This is a genomic window from Paludisphaera mucosa (assembly GCF_029589435.1).
GTDB lineage: Bacteria > Planctomycetota > Planctomycetia > Isosphaerales > Isosphaeraceae > Paludisphaera > Paludisphaera mucosa.
The window spans coordinates 793,479-808,813 of sequence record NZ_JARRAG010000002.1 but is presented as its reverse complement, the minus strand read 5'-3'; the positions used below and the strand labels follow the sequence as shown (position 1 = coordinate 808,813).

At 72.6% G+C, this 15,335-nt stretch carries 16 protein-coding genes; 10 read left to right on the top strand and 6 right to left on the bottom strand.

From position 1 onward, the window contains the following. Positions 1–15: 15 nt before the first annotated feature. A complete protein-coding gene (locus tag PZE19_RS12855; protein ID WP_277861024.1) occupies positions 16–1,434 on the bottom strand; it encodes a DUF2079 domain-containing protein in 1,419 nt (472 codons plus the stop codon). 141 nt (positions 1,435–1,575) lie between these two features. Here PZE19_RS12855 and PZE19_RS12850 point away from each other — a divergent pair, with 141 nt between their 5' ends. After that, the gene (locus PZE19_RS12850) at positions 1,576–2,424 is read left to right on the top strand and encodes a cyclase family protein (protein ID WP_277861023.1); all 849 of its coding nucleotides are present in this window, start codon (positions 1,576–1,578) and stop codon (positions 2,422–2,424) included. A gap of 20 nt (positions 2,425–2,444) precedes the next feature. Here PZE19_RS12850 and PZE19_RS12845 read toward each other — a convergent pair whose 3' ends face one another. The 4 genes from PZE19_RS12845 to gloA2 form a co-directional block, all read right to left on the bottom strand. Beyond that, the gene (locus PZE19_RS12845) at positions 2,445–2,801 is read right to left on the bottom strand and encodes a hypothetical protein (RefSeq protein WP_277861022.1); all 357 of its coding nucleotides are present in this window, start codon (positions 2,799–2,801) and stop codon (positions 2,445–2,447) included. Positions 2,802–2,833: 32 nt separating this feature from the next. After that, positions 2,834–3,127, bottom strand: a complete 294-nt coding sequence (locus tag PZE19_RS12840) for a hypothetical protein (RefSeq protein WP_277861021.1) — start codon at positions 3,125–3,127, stop codon at positions 2,834–2,836. 137 nt (positions 3,128–3,264) lie between these two features. Next, positions 3,265–3,606 carry a hypothetical protein gene (locus PZE19_RS12835; RefSeq protein WP_277861020.1) on the bottom strand — a complete coding sequence of 114 codons (342 nt, stop codon included), beginning with the start codon at positions 3,604–3,606 and terminating at the stop codon, positions 3,265–3,267. Positions 3,607–3,852: 246 nt separating this feature from the next. Beyond that, positions 3,853–4,239, bottom strand: a complete 387-nt coding sequence (gloA2, locus tag PZE19_RS12830; RefSeq protein WP_277861019.1) for an SMU1112c/YaeR family gloxylase I-like metalloprotein — start codon at positions 4,237–4,239, stop codon at positions 3,853–3,855. A 125-nt stretch (positions 4,240–4,364) separates the two neighbouring features. Between gloA2 and PZE19_RS12825 the strand changes: the two genes are divergently transcribed. The 9 genes from PZE19_RS12825 to PZE19_RS12785 all read left to right on the top strand — a co-directional run bounded on the left by PZE19_RS12825 (position 4,365) and on the right by PZE19_RS12785 (position 13,874). Beyond that, positions 4,365–6,746 carry a CotH kinase family protein gene (locus PZE19_RS12825; RefSeq protein ID WP_277861018.1) on the top strand — a complete coding sequence of 794 codons (2,382 nt, stop codon included), beginning with the start codon at positions 4,365–4,367 and terminating at the stop codon, positions 6,744–6,746. Between the two features lie 122 nt (positions 6,747–6,868). Beyond that, positions 6,869–7,543 carry a DUF4956 domain-containing protein gene (locus PZE19_RS12820; protein ID WP_277861017.1) on the top strand — a complete coding sequence of 225 codons (675 nt, stop codon included), beginning with the start codon at positions 6,869–6,871 and terminating at the stop codon, positions 7,541–7,543. Between the two features lie 32 nt (positions 7,544–7,575). After that, a complete protein-coding gene (locus PZE19_RS12815) occupies positions 7,576–8,316 on the top strand; it encodes a response regulator transcription factor (RefSeq protein WP_277861016.1) in 741 nt (246 codons plus the stop codon). Next, a complete protein-coding gene (locus tag PZE19_RS12810; RefSeq protein WP_277861015.1) occupies positions 8,313–8,804 on the top strand; it encodes a hypothetical protein in 492 nt (163 codons plus the stop codon). Before PZE19_RS12815 ends, PZE19_RS12810 begins: the two co-directional genes overlap by 4 nt. After that, the gene (locus PZE19_RS12805) at positions 8,738–9,640 is read left to right on the top strand and encodes a sensor histidine kinase (RefSeq protein WP_277864348.1); all 903 of its coding nucleotides are present in this window, start codon (positions 8,738–8,740) and stop codon (positions 9,638–9,640) included. Before PZE19_RS12810 ends, PZE19_RS12805 begins: the two co-directional genes overlap by 67 nt. A 241-nt stretch (positions 9,641–9,881) precedes the next feature. Continuing rightward, positions 9,882–10,904: a DUF1559 family PulG-like putative transporter gene (locus PZE19_RS12800; RefSeq protein ID WP_277861014.1), complete on the top strand. Its 1,023-nt coding sequence runs from the start codon at positions 9,882–9,884 to the stop codon at positions 10,902–10,904. Positions 10,905–10,945: 41 nt separating this feature from the next. Continuing rightward, positions 10,946–11,110, top strand: coding sequence for a hypothetical protein (locus PZE19_RS12795; protein WP_277861013.1), 165 nt, complete (start codon positions 10,946–10,948; stop codon positions 11,108–11,110). 244 nt (positions 11,111–11,354) lie between these two features. Then, positions 11,355–12,764: a redoxin family protein gene (locus tag PZE19_RS12790; protein WP_277861012.1), complete on the top strand. Its 1,410-nt coding sequence runs from the start codon at positions 11,355–11,357 to the stop codon at positions 12,762–12,764. A gap of 174 nt (positions 12,765–12,938) precedes the next feature. After that, positions 12,939–13,874 (top strand): lactate/malate family dehydrogenase, encoded by a 936-nt coding sequence (locus PZE19_RS12785; RefSeq protein ID WP_277861011.1) that lies wholly within the window; start codon positions 12,939–12,941, stop codon positions 13,872–13,874. On the opposite strand, the gene PZE19_RS12780 is transcribed toward PZE19_RS12785, so the two are convergent. Continuing rightward, positions 13,852–14,940 carry a BAR domain-containing protein gene (locus PZE19_RS12780; RefSeq protein ID WP_277861010.1) on the bottom strand — a complete coding sequence of 363 codons (1,089 nt, stop codon included), beginning with the start codon at positions 14,938–14,940 and terminating at the stop codon, positions 13,852–13,854. The genes PZE19_RS12785 and PZE19_RS12780 overlap by 23 nt on opposite strands. Between the last annotated feature and the right edge of the window lie 395 nt (positions 14,941–15,335).

Sequence of the window (15,335 nt, the reverse complement as noted above, 5' to 3'; positions counted from 1 at the left end):
GGCCCCCGCCGCCGCCTACGGCGTCCCCGCGCGGCGCAGCACGACCAGCGACGGCCCGCGGTGCACCACGGCGAAGCCCTGGTCGACGAACATTTTCGGTTCCAGCCCCGGGACCTTCCAGAAGACCCAGCGAAACTCCGGCGCGAGCCTCGGATAGCCCCGGGGCTCGTTGGCCGTGAGGACGTGGCTGTACAGGCTCTTGCGCGACGAGAGCGGGGCCGCGAACTCGTACGAGGCCAGCACGGCGTCGTCCGGGCCGACCTGGCGGGCCCAGGCCCAGTAGGGCTCGACGTCGGCCGCGTCGACCGGCGGCGGGATCCGGTCCATCCGCTTCATGACCTCGCGCAGGCCGAACGCCGAATAGCCCGCCGCCAGCAGCCAGACCGCCACGAGGACCGCCCGCCCGCCGCGCCGGCCTCGCAGCAGCACGGCCAGGCGGGCGTAGCCGATCAGGCCGGCGGCGAGCGTCGTCGCGACCGACGGGGCCGCGTAGCGGACGTGGTGCCACGACGCCTGACCCAGCATCCGCATCGCCCACTGGCCGTTGCACAGGCTCCAGACCCAGGGGGCCGCCAGGACCGCCGCGCCGGGGACGACGAGCGCCAGCAAGGCCCAGGGGCCGAGGCCGTCGCGCACCACCCAGAACATCGTGTCGAGCGCCTGCCCCAGCGTCGGCTTGGGGCCCAAGAGCTGGTCGACGTACGCCTGCGGCGCGCGGGTCCCGACCATCAGCTTGAGGTAGACGAAGTAGACCAGGACCCAGCCCAGGCCGACGTCGAACAGCGCCAGCCGCCAGCGGGCCTTCTTCGCCACGTCCTCGTCCTCGCGCGGGGGGAGGAACGCCAGCGACATGACGACGACGGCGAACTCCTGGCGGCACGCCAGCATCCCCGCCACGCCCGCCGCCGTCAGCCCGGCCCGCCGGCTCCGCACCCCCTGGAAGGCCCAGAGCGCGAACGGGATCCCCGCCTGGATCTCGCGGAAGTCGTTCCAGGCCATCGGCCAGAGCAGGGGGGTGAGGGGCACGAGCGCGACGGCCGAGAGCGCGACGCGGTCCGACCCCGACTCCGACCTCGCCAGCGTGTACGCCGCCGGGATCAGCCACCAGAAGACGATGTTGGCGAAGATCAAAAGCGTCCGCGGGTCGGGGAAGGCGAGGTGGAACGGGACCATCGCCAGCCGGATCGGCCCCAGGTGGTTCGACTTCCAGGCCGAGGGCCCCTCCGTCGAGACCGACCCGATGGGCCGGACGGTGATCAGGCCGTCCCCCTTCGTCACCGTCCAGATCGACTGGTTGAAGTACGCCAGGTCCCACGACCACCCGGTGCGAAGGTCGTGATACCGCCGCAAAGCCTGGGTCGTGGTCGTCGCCGTGAGCGTCGCCGTCAAGGCCGCCACGATCAGCCAGGCCCCGGTCCTCTCGTCGATCCGCATCGCGTCGTCGTGCCTCCGGGTCGAGCCGACGCCGCGGGAACCGCCCCGGCCTCGATCGCGATATTATAGGGCCGCCTCGCGGGGTATGATGCGCCCCTCGGGCCGGCGACCGGGCGGGACGACGATCGTGGGGGACGCGTCATGCGAGAGCGGCGGATTCGCGTGGGATTCCTGGCGGCCTTCGGGCTGCTGGCGACGGCGGCGCTGGCCCTGGGGCGGGGTGGGGCGAAGGAGGAGGGGGCTCCGCTCTGGGAGGTCCTGGCGAGGCTCCGGCAGGGGCGGTTCGTCGACCTGACGCACGCGTTCGGGCCCGGCGCGCCGCACTGGGGGGGCGCGCCGGACGAGGCCGTCGAGACGCTGTACGACTTCGAGCCGGGCGGCGGCTCGATGGGCAAGGGCCTGCTCATGCACCGCTACAGCCTGGTCGGCCAGTGGGGCACGCACGTCGACCCGCCGGCCCACTTCGTCAAGGGCCTGCGCACCGTCGACCAGATCGACGTCCGCGAGATGCTGCTGCCGCTGGTCGTGCTCGACCTCCACGAGGCCGTCGCGAAGGACCCCGACGCCACGCCGACCCTGGACGACGTCCGCGGCTGGGAACGCCGCCACGGGCCGATCCCCGCCGGCTCGTTCGTCGCGCTGCGGACCGACTGGTCGAAACGCTGGCCCGACCCCGCCGCCATGCGCAACCTCGACGCGCAGGGCGTCTCCCACACCCCCGGCTGGGGCCGCGAGGTTCTGCGGTACCTCTTCGAAGACTGCAAGGCCGCGGCGATCGGCCACGAGACCCTGGACACCGACCCCGGCTCGGCCGGGAGCCGGGGCGACTACGCCCTGGAGGCCTACGTCCTGGGCCGGGACAAGTATCAGATCGAGGCGCTCGCGAACCTCGATCAGGTGCCGGAATCGGGCGCGATCGTCGTCGCCGCCTTCCCCAAGCCGCGCGGGGGCTCGGGCTTCCCGGCCCGCGTGTTCGCGATCGCGCCGTAACGTCCCGGGCGCCGGCCTTGTCAGCTCACCGCGGTCATTTGCAGATCGAGTCGGCGCCAGCCGAGGCCGTACCAGGCGTACCGCGCCTCCCAGGCCCACGAGCAGGCCTTCGGGCCGGGGGACGGGTTGGTCCGCGTGGAGTACGAGCAGACGATGAGGCCGGGCGCGATCGCTCGGCAATCGACGGCGTAGACCGTCTTGCCCGGCCCGTACTCGCCCGCGAGCGAGGCCCGCACGGCCCCTACGCCGACCGTGGCGGTGAGGTACTGGAGAACGCCCGCAAGGACGACCGCCGCGACGGCCGCGCGCAGGACCCGGCGGGACGGGCGTAGGGTGCGACGGGCCTTGCGGGGCCGCGGCGGAAGGTCGGGATTCATGATGGCGAGCCTCCTTCGAATCGGCGATGTCGTCAGCCGTTCGACCAGTCGTCCGGGTCGCGGGGCTTGCCCGTTTGCCGCGACGGCCGGACGCCGAACCACTGGACGAGCCCGCAGCGATCGCACATCAGGGTGGTTGCCTGCCTGTTCGCCCAGTCGAGATTCATGAACGTCATGCCGGGGGTGTTCATCAGGGTCCGGCCCTCGACGAAGCGGTCCGATTCGCAGTGCGGGCAGCAGACCGTCCGCCCGCCCGCCAGGTACGAGGCCGGCCCCCGGCTCGTCAGATCGGTCATCCCCCGCATCAGGCCCTTCCAGAGTCCCATCGTACGATCCCCCAACGAACGAAAGCGGCTGTCGGCGGCGTTCGGTCCGCCTTCGCACGCGCCGCGTCGGGCGGTCGCGTGGATCCGATTCCCCCATTCTATTCGCATCCGTCGGTCGGAGATTCGGGGAATCGCCGTCAATCCTCGCGCGCGGCCTCCGCCGTGACCGGCGGCAGGTCGAGGACGCCGCTCGCGGCGGGGGAGCGACGCGCGACGGTCGCCCCCGGGATGGGCGTCGTCTCGGGGCGGACGGTCACGTCGCGAGGGGTCTCGTCGCGGTCCCAGAGGCGGCTGCGCACGCGGCTGATGAGCGAAGGTCTCCCGGTCATCGACGTCACCGCGAAGGGCGCGGGCGAGTCGAACGAGGCGGCGCACTCCGAGGTGCAAGGGCGGTGCAGGCAGCGCGAGCCCACGGCCGTGCAGCCGCTGAGGGTGGCGATCGCGAGGGCGACGGACAGGTTCCGGATCGTGGCGCGCATGGGATCCCCTCCTGGCCCGCGCCGGGGCGTGGGCCTTGATATCGTGAAGCCGCCGAAAACGGCGGCGCGTCCTGTGGGTTCCGCGAATCGAGGTGCGGGTCTCGAAGTGATGCAGGAGGGATAACGCAAGCCCGGCGCCGAACGCCGCGTCGGGCCGATTCGACGTCCCGAAACGGTTGGTTTCGCGAGGTCTGGGCGGACCTGGAGGCCGATCGCGGCCCCCTTGCCGGATCGCCCGTCCCGAACTCAGGCCTCGTAAAGCTCCAGCGGCAGGCCGTCGGGGTCGGCGAAGAAGGTGAAGCGCTTGCCCGTGTGCTCGTCGACGCGCACGGGCTCGACGATCACGCCGCGGGCCTCCAGGTCGCGGACGGCCTCGTCGAGGTCGGGGGTCTCGAAGGCCAGGTGGCGCAGGCCCCGGGCCTCGGGGTAGCTCGGCCGCGGCGGCGGGCTCGGGAAGGAGAAGAGCTCGATCTGGGCGCCGTCGGGGAGGGCCAGGTCGAGCTTGTACGAGTCGCGCTCGCGGCGGTGGACCTCGCGGACGACGGCCAGGCCGAGGGTCTCGACGTAGAACCGCCGCGAGCGGTCGTAGTCCGAGCAGATGATCGCCGCGTGGTGGATTCGCCCCAGCCGCATGGCCGTCCTCCGGGGTGTTTACATTCTGTTACGGACCGAGCTTCTCGAATCCCACATAATCCGACCAGGAGCGTTGGAGGGGAAGAGGCGACGCCCGCGAAGGTCGACCATCCGAGGGGGGAATCATGCCGACGGCCATCCTGCGAATCCTCATGTCCACCGGCGCCTGCGCGGCCGTCGGGCTCGCCATCCTGGGGGCGACGTTCCCGGCGCCCGAGTTCGATCCCGAGGCCCTGGGGCGATCCCAGGAGCCGGGCCCGCCCGACGGGTTCGGCCCGCCCCCCGGCGGCCCGGGGGGCTTCGGCCCCGGCGGGTTCATGGCGGGCATGCTCCTCGAAGAGGCGGACGCCGACCGGGACGGCCGGCTCTCGCCCGAGGAGGCCGGCAAGGCCGCCGCGAAGTTCGTCGCCGAGGCCGACAAGAAGGGCTCGCTCGACGCCCAGGCGCTGGGACGCGCCCTGAACCGGCGGATGTCGGGCCCCCCCGGGATGCCGGCCCCGGACGACCCGGACTTCGGCCCCGGCACGTTCTTCGGCCCCATGCTGCTGGAGGCGGCCGACGCCGACAAGGACGGCCGCCTGACCCCGAAAGAAGCCGGCGCGGCCGCCGTGCGTTTCGTCCGCCAGGGCGACGCCGACAAGAAGGGCTCCCTCGACGCCGAGGCCCTCGCGGCGGCCGTGAACTCCAGCCTCCCCGGCCCGCCGGGCTTCGGCCCCGGGGGTCCGGGCGGTCGCGGCGGTCCCATGGGCGGGCCCGGCGGGCCGATGGGCGGCGGCGAGCGCAAGCTGGTCAAGAAGTACGACAAGGACGGCGACGGCCGCCTGAACGGCGACGAGCGCCAGGCCGCCGTCGCGGGCGAGAAGTCGCAGCCGGGCGGACGCGGCGGCCCCGGCGGCCGTCGCGGGCCGGGCTTCGGGCCTCCGGGCTTCGGCGGCGGCGAGCAGGGGCCGGCGAGCCCGGGCGCGAAGGTCGCCAAGTCCGAGGTCGTTACCTTCCCCGGCAAGCCGCTGTACGACCCGGGCGTGCTCCGCACCCTCTTCCTCGACTTCGAGGACGACGCCTGGGAGTCGCAGATGGCCGCCTTCTACAAGTCGGACGTCGAGGTCCCCGCCACCCTCACGGTCGACGGCGGCGTGATCCCGGGCGTGGGGGTCCACTTCCGCGGCCAGTCGTCGTACTTCAGCGTCCCCGAGGGCCGCAAGCGGTCGCTCAACGTCTCGGTCGACTTCACCGACCCGGACCGGCGGCTGGAGGGCTACAAGACGCTCAACCTCCTCAACGCCCACGAGGACGCGACGTTCCTTCACACCGTGCTCTACTCGACGATCGCCCGCCGCTACATCCCCGCCCCCAAGGCGAACTTCGTCCGGGTGGTCATCAACGGCGAGAACTGGGGCGTGTACGCCAACGTCCAGCAGTTCGACAAGAAATTCCTGGCCGAGAACTACGGGACCGAGGAAGGGGCCCGCTGGAAGGTCCCCGGGAACCCCGGTGCCGACGGCGGCCTCGGCTACCACGGCGAGGACCTCGCCCCCTACAAGCAGCGCTACGAGCTGAAGTCGTCCAAGAAGGGGGAGGACGTCGCCTGGACGGCGCTGGTCGCCCTCTGCCGGACGCTCGACGAGACGCCGACCGACCGGCTGGAGAAGGCCCTCGAGCCGATCCTCGACGTCGACGGCGTGCTGCGGTTCCTCGCCCTGGACAACGCCCTGATCAACGGCGACGGCTACTGGACCCGCGCCAGCGACTACAGCATCTACCTCGACCCGAAGGGGAAGTTCCACGTCGTCCCCCACGACATGAACGAGGCCTTCCAGCCGGCGATGATGTTCGGCGGCCCGGGCGGGCCGGGGGGCTTCGGCCGTCGCGGCGGCGGGCGGGGCGGTCCTCAGGGGGGCGGTCCCGGATTCGGACCTGGCGGCGGTCCCGGCGGCCCCCCGGGCCGTGGCCCCGGCGGCGGCCCTCCGGGCGGTGGTCCTGATTTCGCCGGCGGGCCTCCTCCGGGGGGCGGGCCGGGCTTCGGCCCCGGCGGCCCGGGTGGGCCTGGCGGCCCTCCGGGAGGCGGTCCCGGTCGTCCGGGAGGTCCCGGCGGGCCGGGCGGCGGGAACGTCGAACTCGACCCGTTGATCGGGCTCGACGCCGCCGGCGGCACGCGCACGCCCTTGCGGAGCAAGCTGCTGGCGGTCCCCGAGCTGAAGGCGAAGTATCTCGGCTACGTGAAGGCGATCGCCGAGAAGGATCTCGACTGGAAGACGCTCGGGCCGGTCGTGCAGAAGTTCAAGGACCTCATCGACGTCGAGATCGAGGCCGACGCGAAGAAGCTCTCGACCTACGCCGCGTACCAGGCCGCCACGTCCTCCCAGCCCGGGGCCGAGGGCCCCGCGGCCAAGGGGCCGCAGCGAGGCCGGGGGCCGGGCGGCGGCGGGATGAACCTCCGGGCCTTCGCCGACGCCCGCCGGAAGTTCCTGCTGGGCCTGCCGGCCGTGCAGAAGGCGGAGTACCGGTAAAGCCCGGGCGAAGTCCGCGAAATGACGGCGTTTCGGGACGCGGTCCGCATAACATTGAGATCAAGGTTTGCAGGAGTCGAACCGCCGCGACGGCGGCGGAGGGGTTTGCGATGCCGTCCTGGATGAGCGAGTCGTTGTCGAACAACCAGGGGCTGCCGGGGGCCGTGATGGCCTGGCGGATCGCCTCGGCGCTGGTGCTGGGAGGGGTGGTCGCGGGCATCTACCGCTGGGCCCGCCGCGAGCAGTACGCGCAGGCGACGTTCCTGACCACGCTCGTCCTGCTCTCGGTGACGATCGCCATCGCCACCCAGGTCATCGGCGACAGCGTGGCGCGGGCCTTCAGCCTGGTCGGCGCGCTGTCGGTCGCCCGCTTCCGGACGGTGGTCAAGGACACGCAGGACACCGCGTTCGTCATCCTGGCGGTGGTCGTCGGGATGGCGGCGGGGGCCAACAACCTGACGGTGGCCCTGGTGGGCCTGGGCGTGACGGGGCTCGCCGCCCCGCTGCTCTGGCCGCCCCGGAAAAACTCGGGCTGGGCGGGCGTGGAGGTCGACATGAAGATCCGCCTCGCCGCCGGCCAGAACGTCCGCGCCGCGGCCGACCAGCTGCTCGCGGCCTTCGCCGTCCGAGCGACGCTGCTCTCGGTCGAGACGGCCCGCCAGGGGGCCTCGATCGACCTGACGTACCGCGTCCGCCTGCGGCCCGAGTCGTCGCCCGTCCAGGCGGCGGCCGAGCTGAACCAGACGCCGGGCGTCGAGGGCGTGGAGCTCCGCCGCTCGGATCGATCCTCCGACTGACCGCCGGCCCGGACGGGGCGAGGCCCGGAAACATGATCGACGCCACGACCGACACGCGAGCCGACGACGACGCCGCGGCGAGCCCGTCGATCCTCCTGATCGACGACGACCTGGAGCTGTGCGACCTGCTGCGCGAGTTCTTCGCCCAGGAGGGGATGCGGCTGGAGACGGCCAACGACGGCCGCCGCGGCCTGGGCGCGGCCCTCGACTCCGACCGCGACCTGGTCCTGCTCGACGTGATGATGCCCGGCCTGGACGGCTTCGAGCTGCTGCGGCTGCTGCGGCGGCGGAGCCAGGTCCCGGTCATCATGCTGACGGCGCGCTCCGCCAAGGCCGACCGGCTGGCGGGCCTGGGGGCGGGGGCCGACGACTACGTCCCCAAGCCGTTCGACCCCGACGAGCTGCTGGCCCGCGTCCGCGCCGTGCTCCGCCGCGTCGGCCGCGCGCCCCAGCCCGTCGCCCCGCTCGACGCCGAGGGGATCCGCCTGATCCCCACGGCGCGCGAGGTCCGCGTCGGCGGCGAGGTCGTGGCGACCACCACGTTCGAGTACGAGATCCTCGAATACCTCGTCCGGGCCGCCGGGCGGATCGTCTCGCGCGACGAGCTGACCGCGGCCCTGTACCACCGCCGCAGCACCCCCTTCGACCGCGCCATCGACGTCCACGTCAGCCGGCTCCGCAAGAAGCTCGGCCCGCTGGGGGCGGCCGTCCGGACCGTCCGGGGCGCGGGCTACCTGTTCCGTTCCGACCCCGAGGACCAGGCGCCGCGATGAGGTCGATCTACTCCAAGATCCTGGCCTGGGCGGCGGCGACGGTCGCCCTCTCGTCGATCGGGTTCGTCGCCACCTTCTGGTACCTCTCCGAGTCGCGGTCGGCGGAGACCCGGTTCTTCCACGGCATCATCAGGCTCCAGCGCGACGGTGCCGCGCGGGCCTTCCGCGACGGCGGCCCCGAGGGCCTGCGGGCCTACCTCGCCGAGATGGGGGCCTCGTTCGAGGGCGAGCACTTCCTCGTCGACGCCCGCGGCCGCGACCTGGTCGACGGCCGCGACCGCGGCGACGTCCTCGCGCGGGGCCGCGGGCCCCACGGCGGCGGGGACTCGCCGGGCCGCAGGCCGCCCCCCTCGGCGGCGGGCCCCCCGTGCTCGTCAGCCCCCCCACGGCCGACGGCCTGCGGTTCGTGGCGTTGCCCCGCATGCGGTTCCCCTGGTTCCAGACCCTGCCGTACTACGCCTGGATCCTGCTGCTCGTCCTGGCCCTGATCTACGCCCTGGCCGTCCACCTGGTGCGGCCCCTGCGGCGGCTGCGGCGGGCCGTGGACGAGTTCGGCAAGGGCGAGCTGACGACCCGGATCGGCTCGACCCGCCGCGACGAGATCGGCGAGCTGGCCCGCTCGTTCGACCTGATGGCGCACCGGATCGAGTCGTTGATGGCGGCCGAGCGGCGGCTGATCCAGGACGTCTCCCACGAGCTGCGCTCGCCCCTGACCCGGCTGGGCCTGGCCGTCCGGCTGGGCCGCGCCGGCGACCGCGAGACGGCGATGGAGCGGATCAAGAAGGAGGCCGACCGGCTCTCGACCCTGGTCGACGAGCTGCTCCGGCTCAACTCGGCCGAGGAGGACCCCCACGCCCGCCGCCGCGACGAGGTCCGGCTCGACGACCTGCTCGACGACCTGGTCGACGCCTGCGCCGTCGAGGCCGAGGCCAAGGGCTGCCGGCTGGACCTCTGGATCGACGCCCCGGTCGCCGTCGCGGGCGACCCCGAGCTGATCCGCCGGGCCGTCGAGAACGTCCTGCGCAACGCGGTCCGCCACGCGCCCGAGGGGTCGGCCGTCGACGTCTCGCTGCGCTCGGACGCGGCCGGGGCGACGATCGCCGTCCGCGACCACGGCGAGGGGGTCCCGGAGGCCCACCTGGCCGACATCTTCAAGCCCTTCTTCCGCATCGAGGACGATCGCAGCCGGGCCAGCGGCGGCGTCGGCCTGGGCCTGGCCATCGCCCGCCGCGCCGTGGACCTCCACGGCGGATCCATCGCCGCCGCCGACGCCCGGCCCGGCCTGCTCGTCACCATCCGCCTGCCCCTCCGCCCGGCCGCCTGAGCCCTCGCCCGCGGGCCCGGCCCATGATCGGAATGTATAGATGACAGCGAATGCCGGGGTGGTCCCTTGCATTCTCCTAGGATCTTCGGTGTAATGAAGCCCTCCGGGACGGCGGGGCGCGCCCCCGCACGGTCCCGCTTTCCCTCATCCGGCCTCGACCGGCCCCCGGCCGGCGCGGCCGCCTCGCCCGCGCCCTCGAACCTCTACACTCCAAAATCGTGATCTCCAACGGAGGTGTCTCATGGCACGTTGCCGTGCCTCGCTGCGCCGAGCGTTCACCCTGATCGAGCTCCTCGTCGTCATCGCGATCATCGCGGTCCTGATCGCCCTGCTCCTCCCGGCCGTGCAGTCGGCGCGCGAAGCGGCTCGCCGCATCCAGTGCACGAACAACCTGAAGCAGCTCGGCCTCGCCCTGCAGAACTACCACGACGCCCTGGGCTCGTTCCCGCCGGGCGCCCGCTACGTCGGCTGGGGCACGTGGTACCACTACTCCCTGTCGTTCATGGAACAGGGGGGCATCTACAACGCGTTCAACTTCATGGGGTCGAACGTCACGGTCCCCCAGATGGGGTACCTCAGCCCCGAGAATTCCACGGCGACGACGGCCCGGATCAACTCGATGCAGTGCCCCAGCGACGAGCCGGTCGCCCCGCTCAGCGGCGTCCCCTCGGGCAACTACGTGGCGAACTTCGGCAACACCGGCACCGGCCTGTTCCAGATCAAGGACGCGACCTACTGCTGCGCCACCTACAACGGCCTGATCTTCCTGGGCGCGCCGTTCTCGTGGATCAAGATCGGCACGGCCCCGGCCCAGTCGTTCGCCTCGACCTACAACATCTCCAGCATCAGCGACGGCACCAGCAACACGATGCTGCTGTCGGAGACGGTCCAGGGCAAGGTCAACGGGACGAAGACCGACCTTCGCGGCTTCATCCAGTACGGCTCCTCGTGCGGCTATGCGACCTACCTCGGGCCCAACTCGAAGCAGCCCGACATGCTGAACGACGCCAACTACTGCGCCTATCCCTTCAGCAACAACCCGCCGTGCAAGTTCCGCAACACGGCGGCGCCGGCCTATACCGGCGACACGACCCCGGCGATCAACGGCGACACCTACGGGGCCCGCAGCCGGCACCCGGGGGGCGTCAACACGGTGCTCGCCGACGGCAGCGTCCGGTACGTCAAGGACTCGGTCAACATCGAGTCGTGGCGGGCCCTCAGCACGACCCAGGGCGGCGAGATCATCAGCTCCGACGCCCTCTGACCGCCCCGTCATCCATCCCCACCGAGAGGAGAACGCCCCGCATGCGCAAGTTCCTGCTGCTCGCCCTGATGGCCTCGCTGACCTGGACCGTCGCCGGCTGCGGCGATTCGACCCCGGCGCCCGCCGGCGACGAGGGCCCCAAGGCCCCCGGCGTGCCGACCGACGGCCCCGAGGTGCCCAAGGCCCCCAAGGCCAAGAAGGGCTGACCGGCCGCGAAGCGCCGGACGATCGACGAGACGGGGCCCGCGCCGAGGCCGGTGCGGGCCCCGTCTCGCGTTTCGAAGGCGGCGGGCCGGCGTCGGGCCTCCCGCGCCCGGTCGCCGCGTCGTCTCGACGGTGGGCTCGGCCGGCGGCTAGGATGGACTCGGCGTCCGGATCGGGCGTGTGGGCGGGCCCCCGGGGCGCGGCCGTCGATCCGGGCTTTCGCGGCCGACTTGTGAAGGACGTCTCATGCGTTTCCCATCCCCCACGCGCCTGGCGCGGCTCCGATCTTCGCGGCTCGCCGGGGCGCTGGGGCTGCTCCTGGCCTCGGCCGCCGCCACGGCGCCGGCCCAGGACCCCAAGCCGCCGGCGGCCCGGCCCGAGGACAAGCCCGACGACCCCAAGGCCGTCGCGCTGCTGGGCGAGGTCGCCAAGGCCTACCAGGCGCTCGCGTCCTATCGCGACGAGGGCCGCTTCGTCGTCTCGATGACCGTGGGCGGCAAGGCCCAGAAGCAGGAGTCGCCGCTGCGGCTGACCCTCGTCCGGCCCAACAAGCTGAGCCTCGACGCCGGGCCGGTCAAGCTCGTCAGCGACGGCGAGACCCTGACCACCGTCGTCGAGCCCCTCAAGAAGTACATCGCGACCCCCGCCCCCAAGGCCGTCACGCTCGAGGTCTTCCGCGAGGGCCCCGTCGGCGCGGTGCTGTTCGGCGGGCCCTCGGGCGTGCCGATGTACATCCTCGCGAACATGCTGACCGCGCCCGACCCGGCCAAGTCCGTCGAGCAGCTCGGCGGCTCGCTGCAACTGGCCGGCGACGACGCGGCCCCGACGATCCTGATCGACCAGCAGGAAGGCCCCGACCTCCGGCTGACGATCGACGCGAAGACCAGGCTCTTCAAGGACATCGACCTGGTCATCGACCCCAAGACCCTGGAGCGAAGCGCCCAGCAGGGGAACCCGGTCAAGGTCGAGAAGCTCGGCTGGTCCTCTGGCGCGGTCGCGACCGAGCCCGCCGACGCCGCCGCGTTCGCCTTCAAGGCCCCCGAGGGCTTCACCAAGGTCGACTCGTTCCAGGAGCCCGGCGCCGGGCCGGCCGGCCGTCCCAAGATGGCCGTGGAGTCGAAGATCGGCCAGCCCGCGCCCGACTTCGTCCTCACGCTCCTCGACGGCCCCGACAAGACGAAGAACGTGACCAAGGCCGACCTCGCCGGCAAGGTCGTCGTCATCGACTTCTGGGCCACCTGGTGCGGCCCCTGCCTGGTCGAGCTGCCCGAGATCCAGAAGCTCGTCGAGGAGCTGGCCAAGGACAAGAAGGAAGTCCTCGTCGTCGCCCTCAGCCAGGACCACCAACCTTCCGAGCTGGCGGAGGTCCGCAAGCTCGTCGAGAAGACCCTGGCCGAGAAGAAGATCGACCTGGCCGGCAAGCCGGTCGCCGCCATCGGCCTGGACCCCAGCGGCTCCGTCGGCGAGCTGTTCCAGGTCGAGGCCCTGCCCACCCTCGTCGTCCTCGACGCCAAGGGCGTCGTCCAGGCCGCCCACGTCGGCTTCAGCCCCGACATCCGCGAGAAGCTCGCCGCCGAGATCGACGCCCTCCTCGCCGGCAAGCCCCTCCCCAAGGCGGACGACGAGCCCAAGGAGGCCGCCGCGAAGAAGGAGTGACTTTGCGGCCGGCCGCCGCGCAGCGGCGGATGAGGGTCGTCGGAGTTCGCGAGGAGCTTGGCTTCGAAGGCGTCCCCGAAATCCCGCAACCCTCTTCCGGCCCTTCGGGCCACCTTCTCCCGGCGGGAGAAGGACGATCATCCTCGGCTCGTTTCCGGGAGTTCTCCACCGCCCATGAAGATCAGCGTCGTCGGCATGGGGCGCGTGGGGGGGGCGACGGCCTTCGCGCTGGTGGCCCGGGGGATCCCGCACGAGCTGGTGCTGGTGGGGCGGACGAAGGAGCGGACGGTGGGCGACGCGTTCGACCTGCTGCACGCCTCGGCCCTGGTGCGGCCGATGCGGGTCGTCGCCGGCGACGCGGCCGACACCGCCGCCAGCGACGTCGTGATCCTGGCCGTCAGCGCGGCGGCGGACGACGTCGCGGGCGGCCGGGCGGCGCACGCCGAGGCCAACGCGCGGCTCCTCCGCGAGATCGTCCCGCCGTTGGCCGAGGCCTCGCCGTCGGCCGTCTTCCTCGTCATGACCAACCCGGTCGACGTTTGCACGTACGTGACCTTGAAGGCCTCGGGACTGCCGCCGGGCCGGGTGCTGGGGACGGGCACCCTGCTCGACACCATGCGGTTCCGCAGCCTGCTGAGCCGCGAGACGGGCATCAACGCCCAGGACGTCCGCGCCTACATCCTCGGCGAGCACGGCGAGACCCAGTTCCCGGCGCTCTCGGTCGCCAGCGCCGGGGGCGTGCGGTTCGAGCCCCGCGACTCAACGGTCCGGGCCTTCGCCGAGGAGGCCCGGCAGGGGGGGCACCTGGTCGCCCGCTCCAAGGGCTACACGAACTACGCCGTCGCCCTGGCCGCGACCTCGATCTGCGAGGCCGTCGCCGACGACGCCCGGACGGTCCTCCCCGTCAGCACGCTCGTCGACGGCTACAAGGGGCTGGGCGACGTCTGCCTGAGCCTCCCCTGCGTCGTCGGCCGCCAAGGCGTCGAGCGGATCCTGGCCATCGACCTGGACGACGACGAGACGGCCCTGCTGCACCAGAGCGCCGCCGCCATCCGCGCGGGCATCGACCGCGTCGAGGCCGCCGGGCTCAACCCTTCGGCTCGAGGTTGACCAGGTCGCGGACGGCGATGAGCCGGGCCTTCAGCTCGGCGTTGTAGCGCGACTGGCCGCGGACGCCGACGCGGCGGGCGGTGAGCGGCTGGGGGTCGAGGCCGGCGGGGACGTCGAGGTAGGCGACCACGGTCCCCTCGCGGCCGATCAGGGCGAACAGCTTGCGGCCGTCGAGCATCTTCGCCGAGGGCTGGATGAAGCCCACGGCGTCGTACGCCCGGCTCCGCTCGCGCTCGGCGTCGGCCAGCTTGCGCTCGATCCTGGCGAAGTCCGAGTCCAGCTCGCGGGTGCGCGAGGCCGCCTCGACGAACCCCTGCGCGGCCTTCGACGCCCGCTCGTAGCGCGCGACCTGCGCCAGCCGGGCTTCGAGCGTCCGCCGCTTCTCGGGGTCGCCGTCGGCCTGCTTCATCCGGGCCTCGTAGGCCTCGCGGATCGCCCCCAGCCGCCACTTCTCGACCGGCTGCCCGGTGGTCTCGGCCAGCAGCATGCCGTCGGCCCGCCTCAGCTCGGGGTCGTCGCCGGCCGTCGTGAACGACGTCTGGACCTCGGCCGGCGGGGAAGGGGGGGAGGTCGCCGCGTCCCAGGCGACGCCGTCGGCCGCGACGAAGAACGCCCGGCCCGGCGGCGGCGCGATCGCCCGCCAGCGCTGCGGGGACTTGCTCCCCGACTCCAGCGCCGGGCGGTCCGCCAGCCGCACGCGGTCGCCGGGCTTCAGCGAACCCCGAGGCGGCCCCGGCAGCTTCGCCCGCGGGTTCCCCGACCGGACGGCCGTGGTCGACCGGACCTTGGCGATGCGCGGGACGGACCCGTCCTCGCCCTCGGCCATCTTCAAGGCCGACTCCTCGACCCAGCAGAGGACCGAGGCCGGCGGCTCGATCGCCAGCCAGCCGTGCCGGGGGTTCTCCGACGGCCGCACCCGCACGGCGTCGCCCCGCTTCAGGGCGGCCACGACGTACCCCGATTCCCCGGCCTCGTCGAGGACCTCCAGCCGCTCGGCCGTAACCCGGGCCTCGACCGCGTCCGACTGCCCCAGCACCGCAAGGACGAGGAGATGTGCGAGGATCAAGGCAAACCTCCTCTGACGTCGAACGTCCTTCTCCCCTCGTGGGAGAAGGTGAAAGGCCGGATGAGGGGCTCCCCACCCGACGCCGACCCTCCCCTTTTCACGACGCCGCGCCGGCCCCGAAATCCGAGGCCCGCAGCGTCTCGACCGACGGATTCTGCGAGGCCGCGGCCCATCGGGTCCGTTTGGGTCCGTCGTCTGCGCAACAATTGCGGCGAGTCTCGACGTAAAGCCATCGCTGAAAGGAATTTAAAATTTGATCGCGGCTCGAAAAATTGGGTTCGTTAGTGCGATTTCGAATAGGAAAACAGCCGTCCGTCGCCCCCCATTCAGGCTTCCCGATGCAGCCCCTCATTTCGAGACAATGGTCCACGATCGCCGATCGCGGACGGTCCGCC

Bases quoted from the DNA above. Each gene is read 5' to 3' on its own strand.
- PZE19_RS12855 (WP_277861024.1), bottom strand. From the start codon at position 1,434: ATGCGGATCGACGAGAGGACCGGGGCCTGGCTGATCGTGGCGGCCTTG.
- PZE19_RS12850 (WP_277861023.1), top strand. From the start codon at position 1,576: ATGCGAGAGCGGCGGATTCGCGTGGGATTCCTGGCGGCCTTCGGGCTG.
- PZE19_RS12845 (WP_277861022.1), bottom strand. From the start codon at position 2,801: ATGAATCCCGACCTTCCGCCGCGGCCCCGCAAGGCCCGTCGCACCCTA.
- PZE19_RS12840 (WP_277861021.1), bottom strand. From the start codon at position 3,127: ATGGGACTCTGGAAGGGCCTGATGCGGGGGATGACCGATCTGACGAGC.
- PZE19_RS12835 (WP_277861020.1), bottom strand. From the start codon at position 3,606: ATGCGCGCCACGATCCGGAACCTGTCCGTCGCCCTCGCGATCGCCACC.
- gloA2 (WP_277861019.1), bottom strand. From the start codon at position 4,239: ATGCGGCTGGGGCGAATCCACCACGCGGCGATCATCTGCTCGGACTAC.
- PZE19_RS12825 (WP_277861018.1), top strand. From the start codon at position 4,365: ATGCCGACGGCCATCCTGCGAATCCTCATGTCCACCGGCGCCTGCGCG.
- PZE19_RS12820 (WP_277861017.1), top strand. From the start codon at position 6,869: ATGAGCGAGTCGTTGTCGAACAACCAGGGGCTGCCGGGGGCCGTGATG.
- PZE19_RS12815 (WP_277861016.1), top strand. From the start codon at position 7,576: ATGATCGACGCCACGACCGACACGCGAGCCGACGACGACGCCGCGGCG.
- PZE19_RS12810 (WP_277861015.1), top strand. From the start codon at position 8,313: ATGAGGTCGATCTACTCCAAGATCCTGGCCTGGGCGGCGGCGACGGTC.
- PZE19_RS12805 (WP_277864348.1), top strand. From the start codon at position 8,738: ATGCGGTTCCCCTGGTTCCAGACCCTGCCGTACTACGCCTGGATCCTG.
- PZE19_RS12800 (WP_277861014.1), top strand. From the start codon at position 9,882: ATGGCACGTTGCCGTGCCTCGCTGCGCCGAGCGTTCACCCTGATCGAG.
- PZE19_RS12795 (WP_277861013.1), top strand. From the start codon at position 10,946: ATGCGCAAGTTCCTGCTGCTCGCCCTGATGGCCTCGCTGACCTGGACC.
- PZE19_RS12790 (WP_277861012.1), top strand. From the start codon at position 11,355: ATGCGTTTCCCATCCCCCACGCGCCTGGCGCGGCTCCGATCTTCGCGG.
- PZE19_RS12785 (WP_277861011.1), top strand. From the start codon at position 12,939: ATGAAGATCAGCGTCGTCGGCATGGGGCGCGTGGGGGGGGCGACGGCC.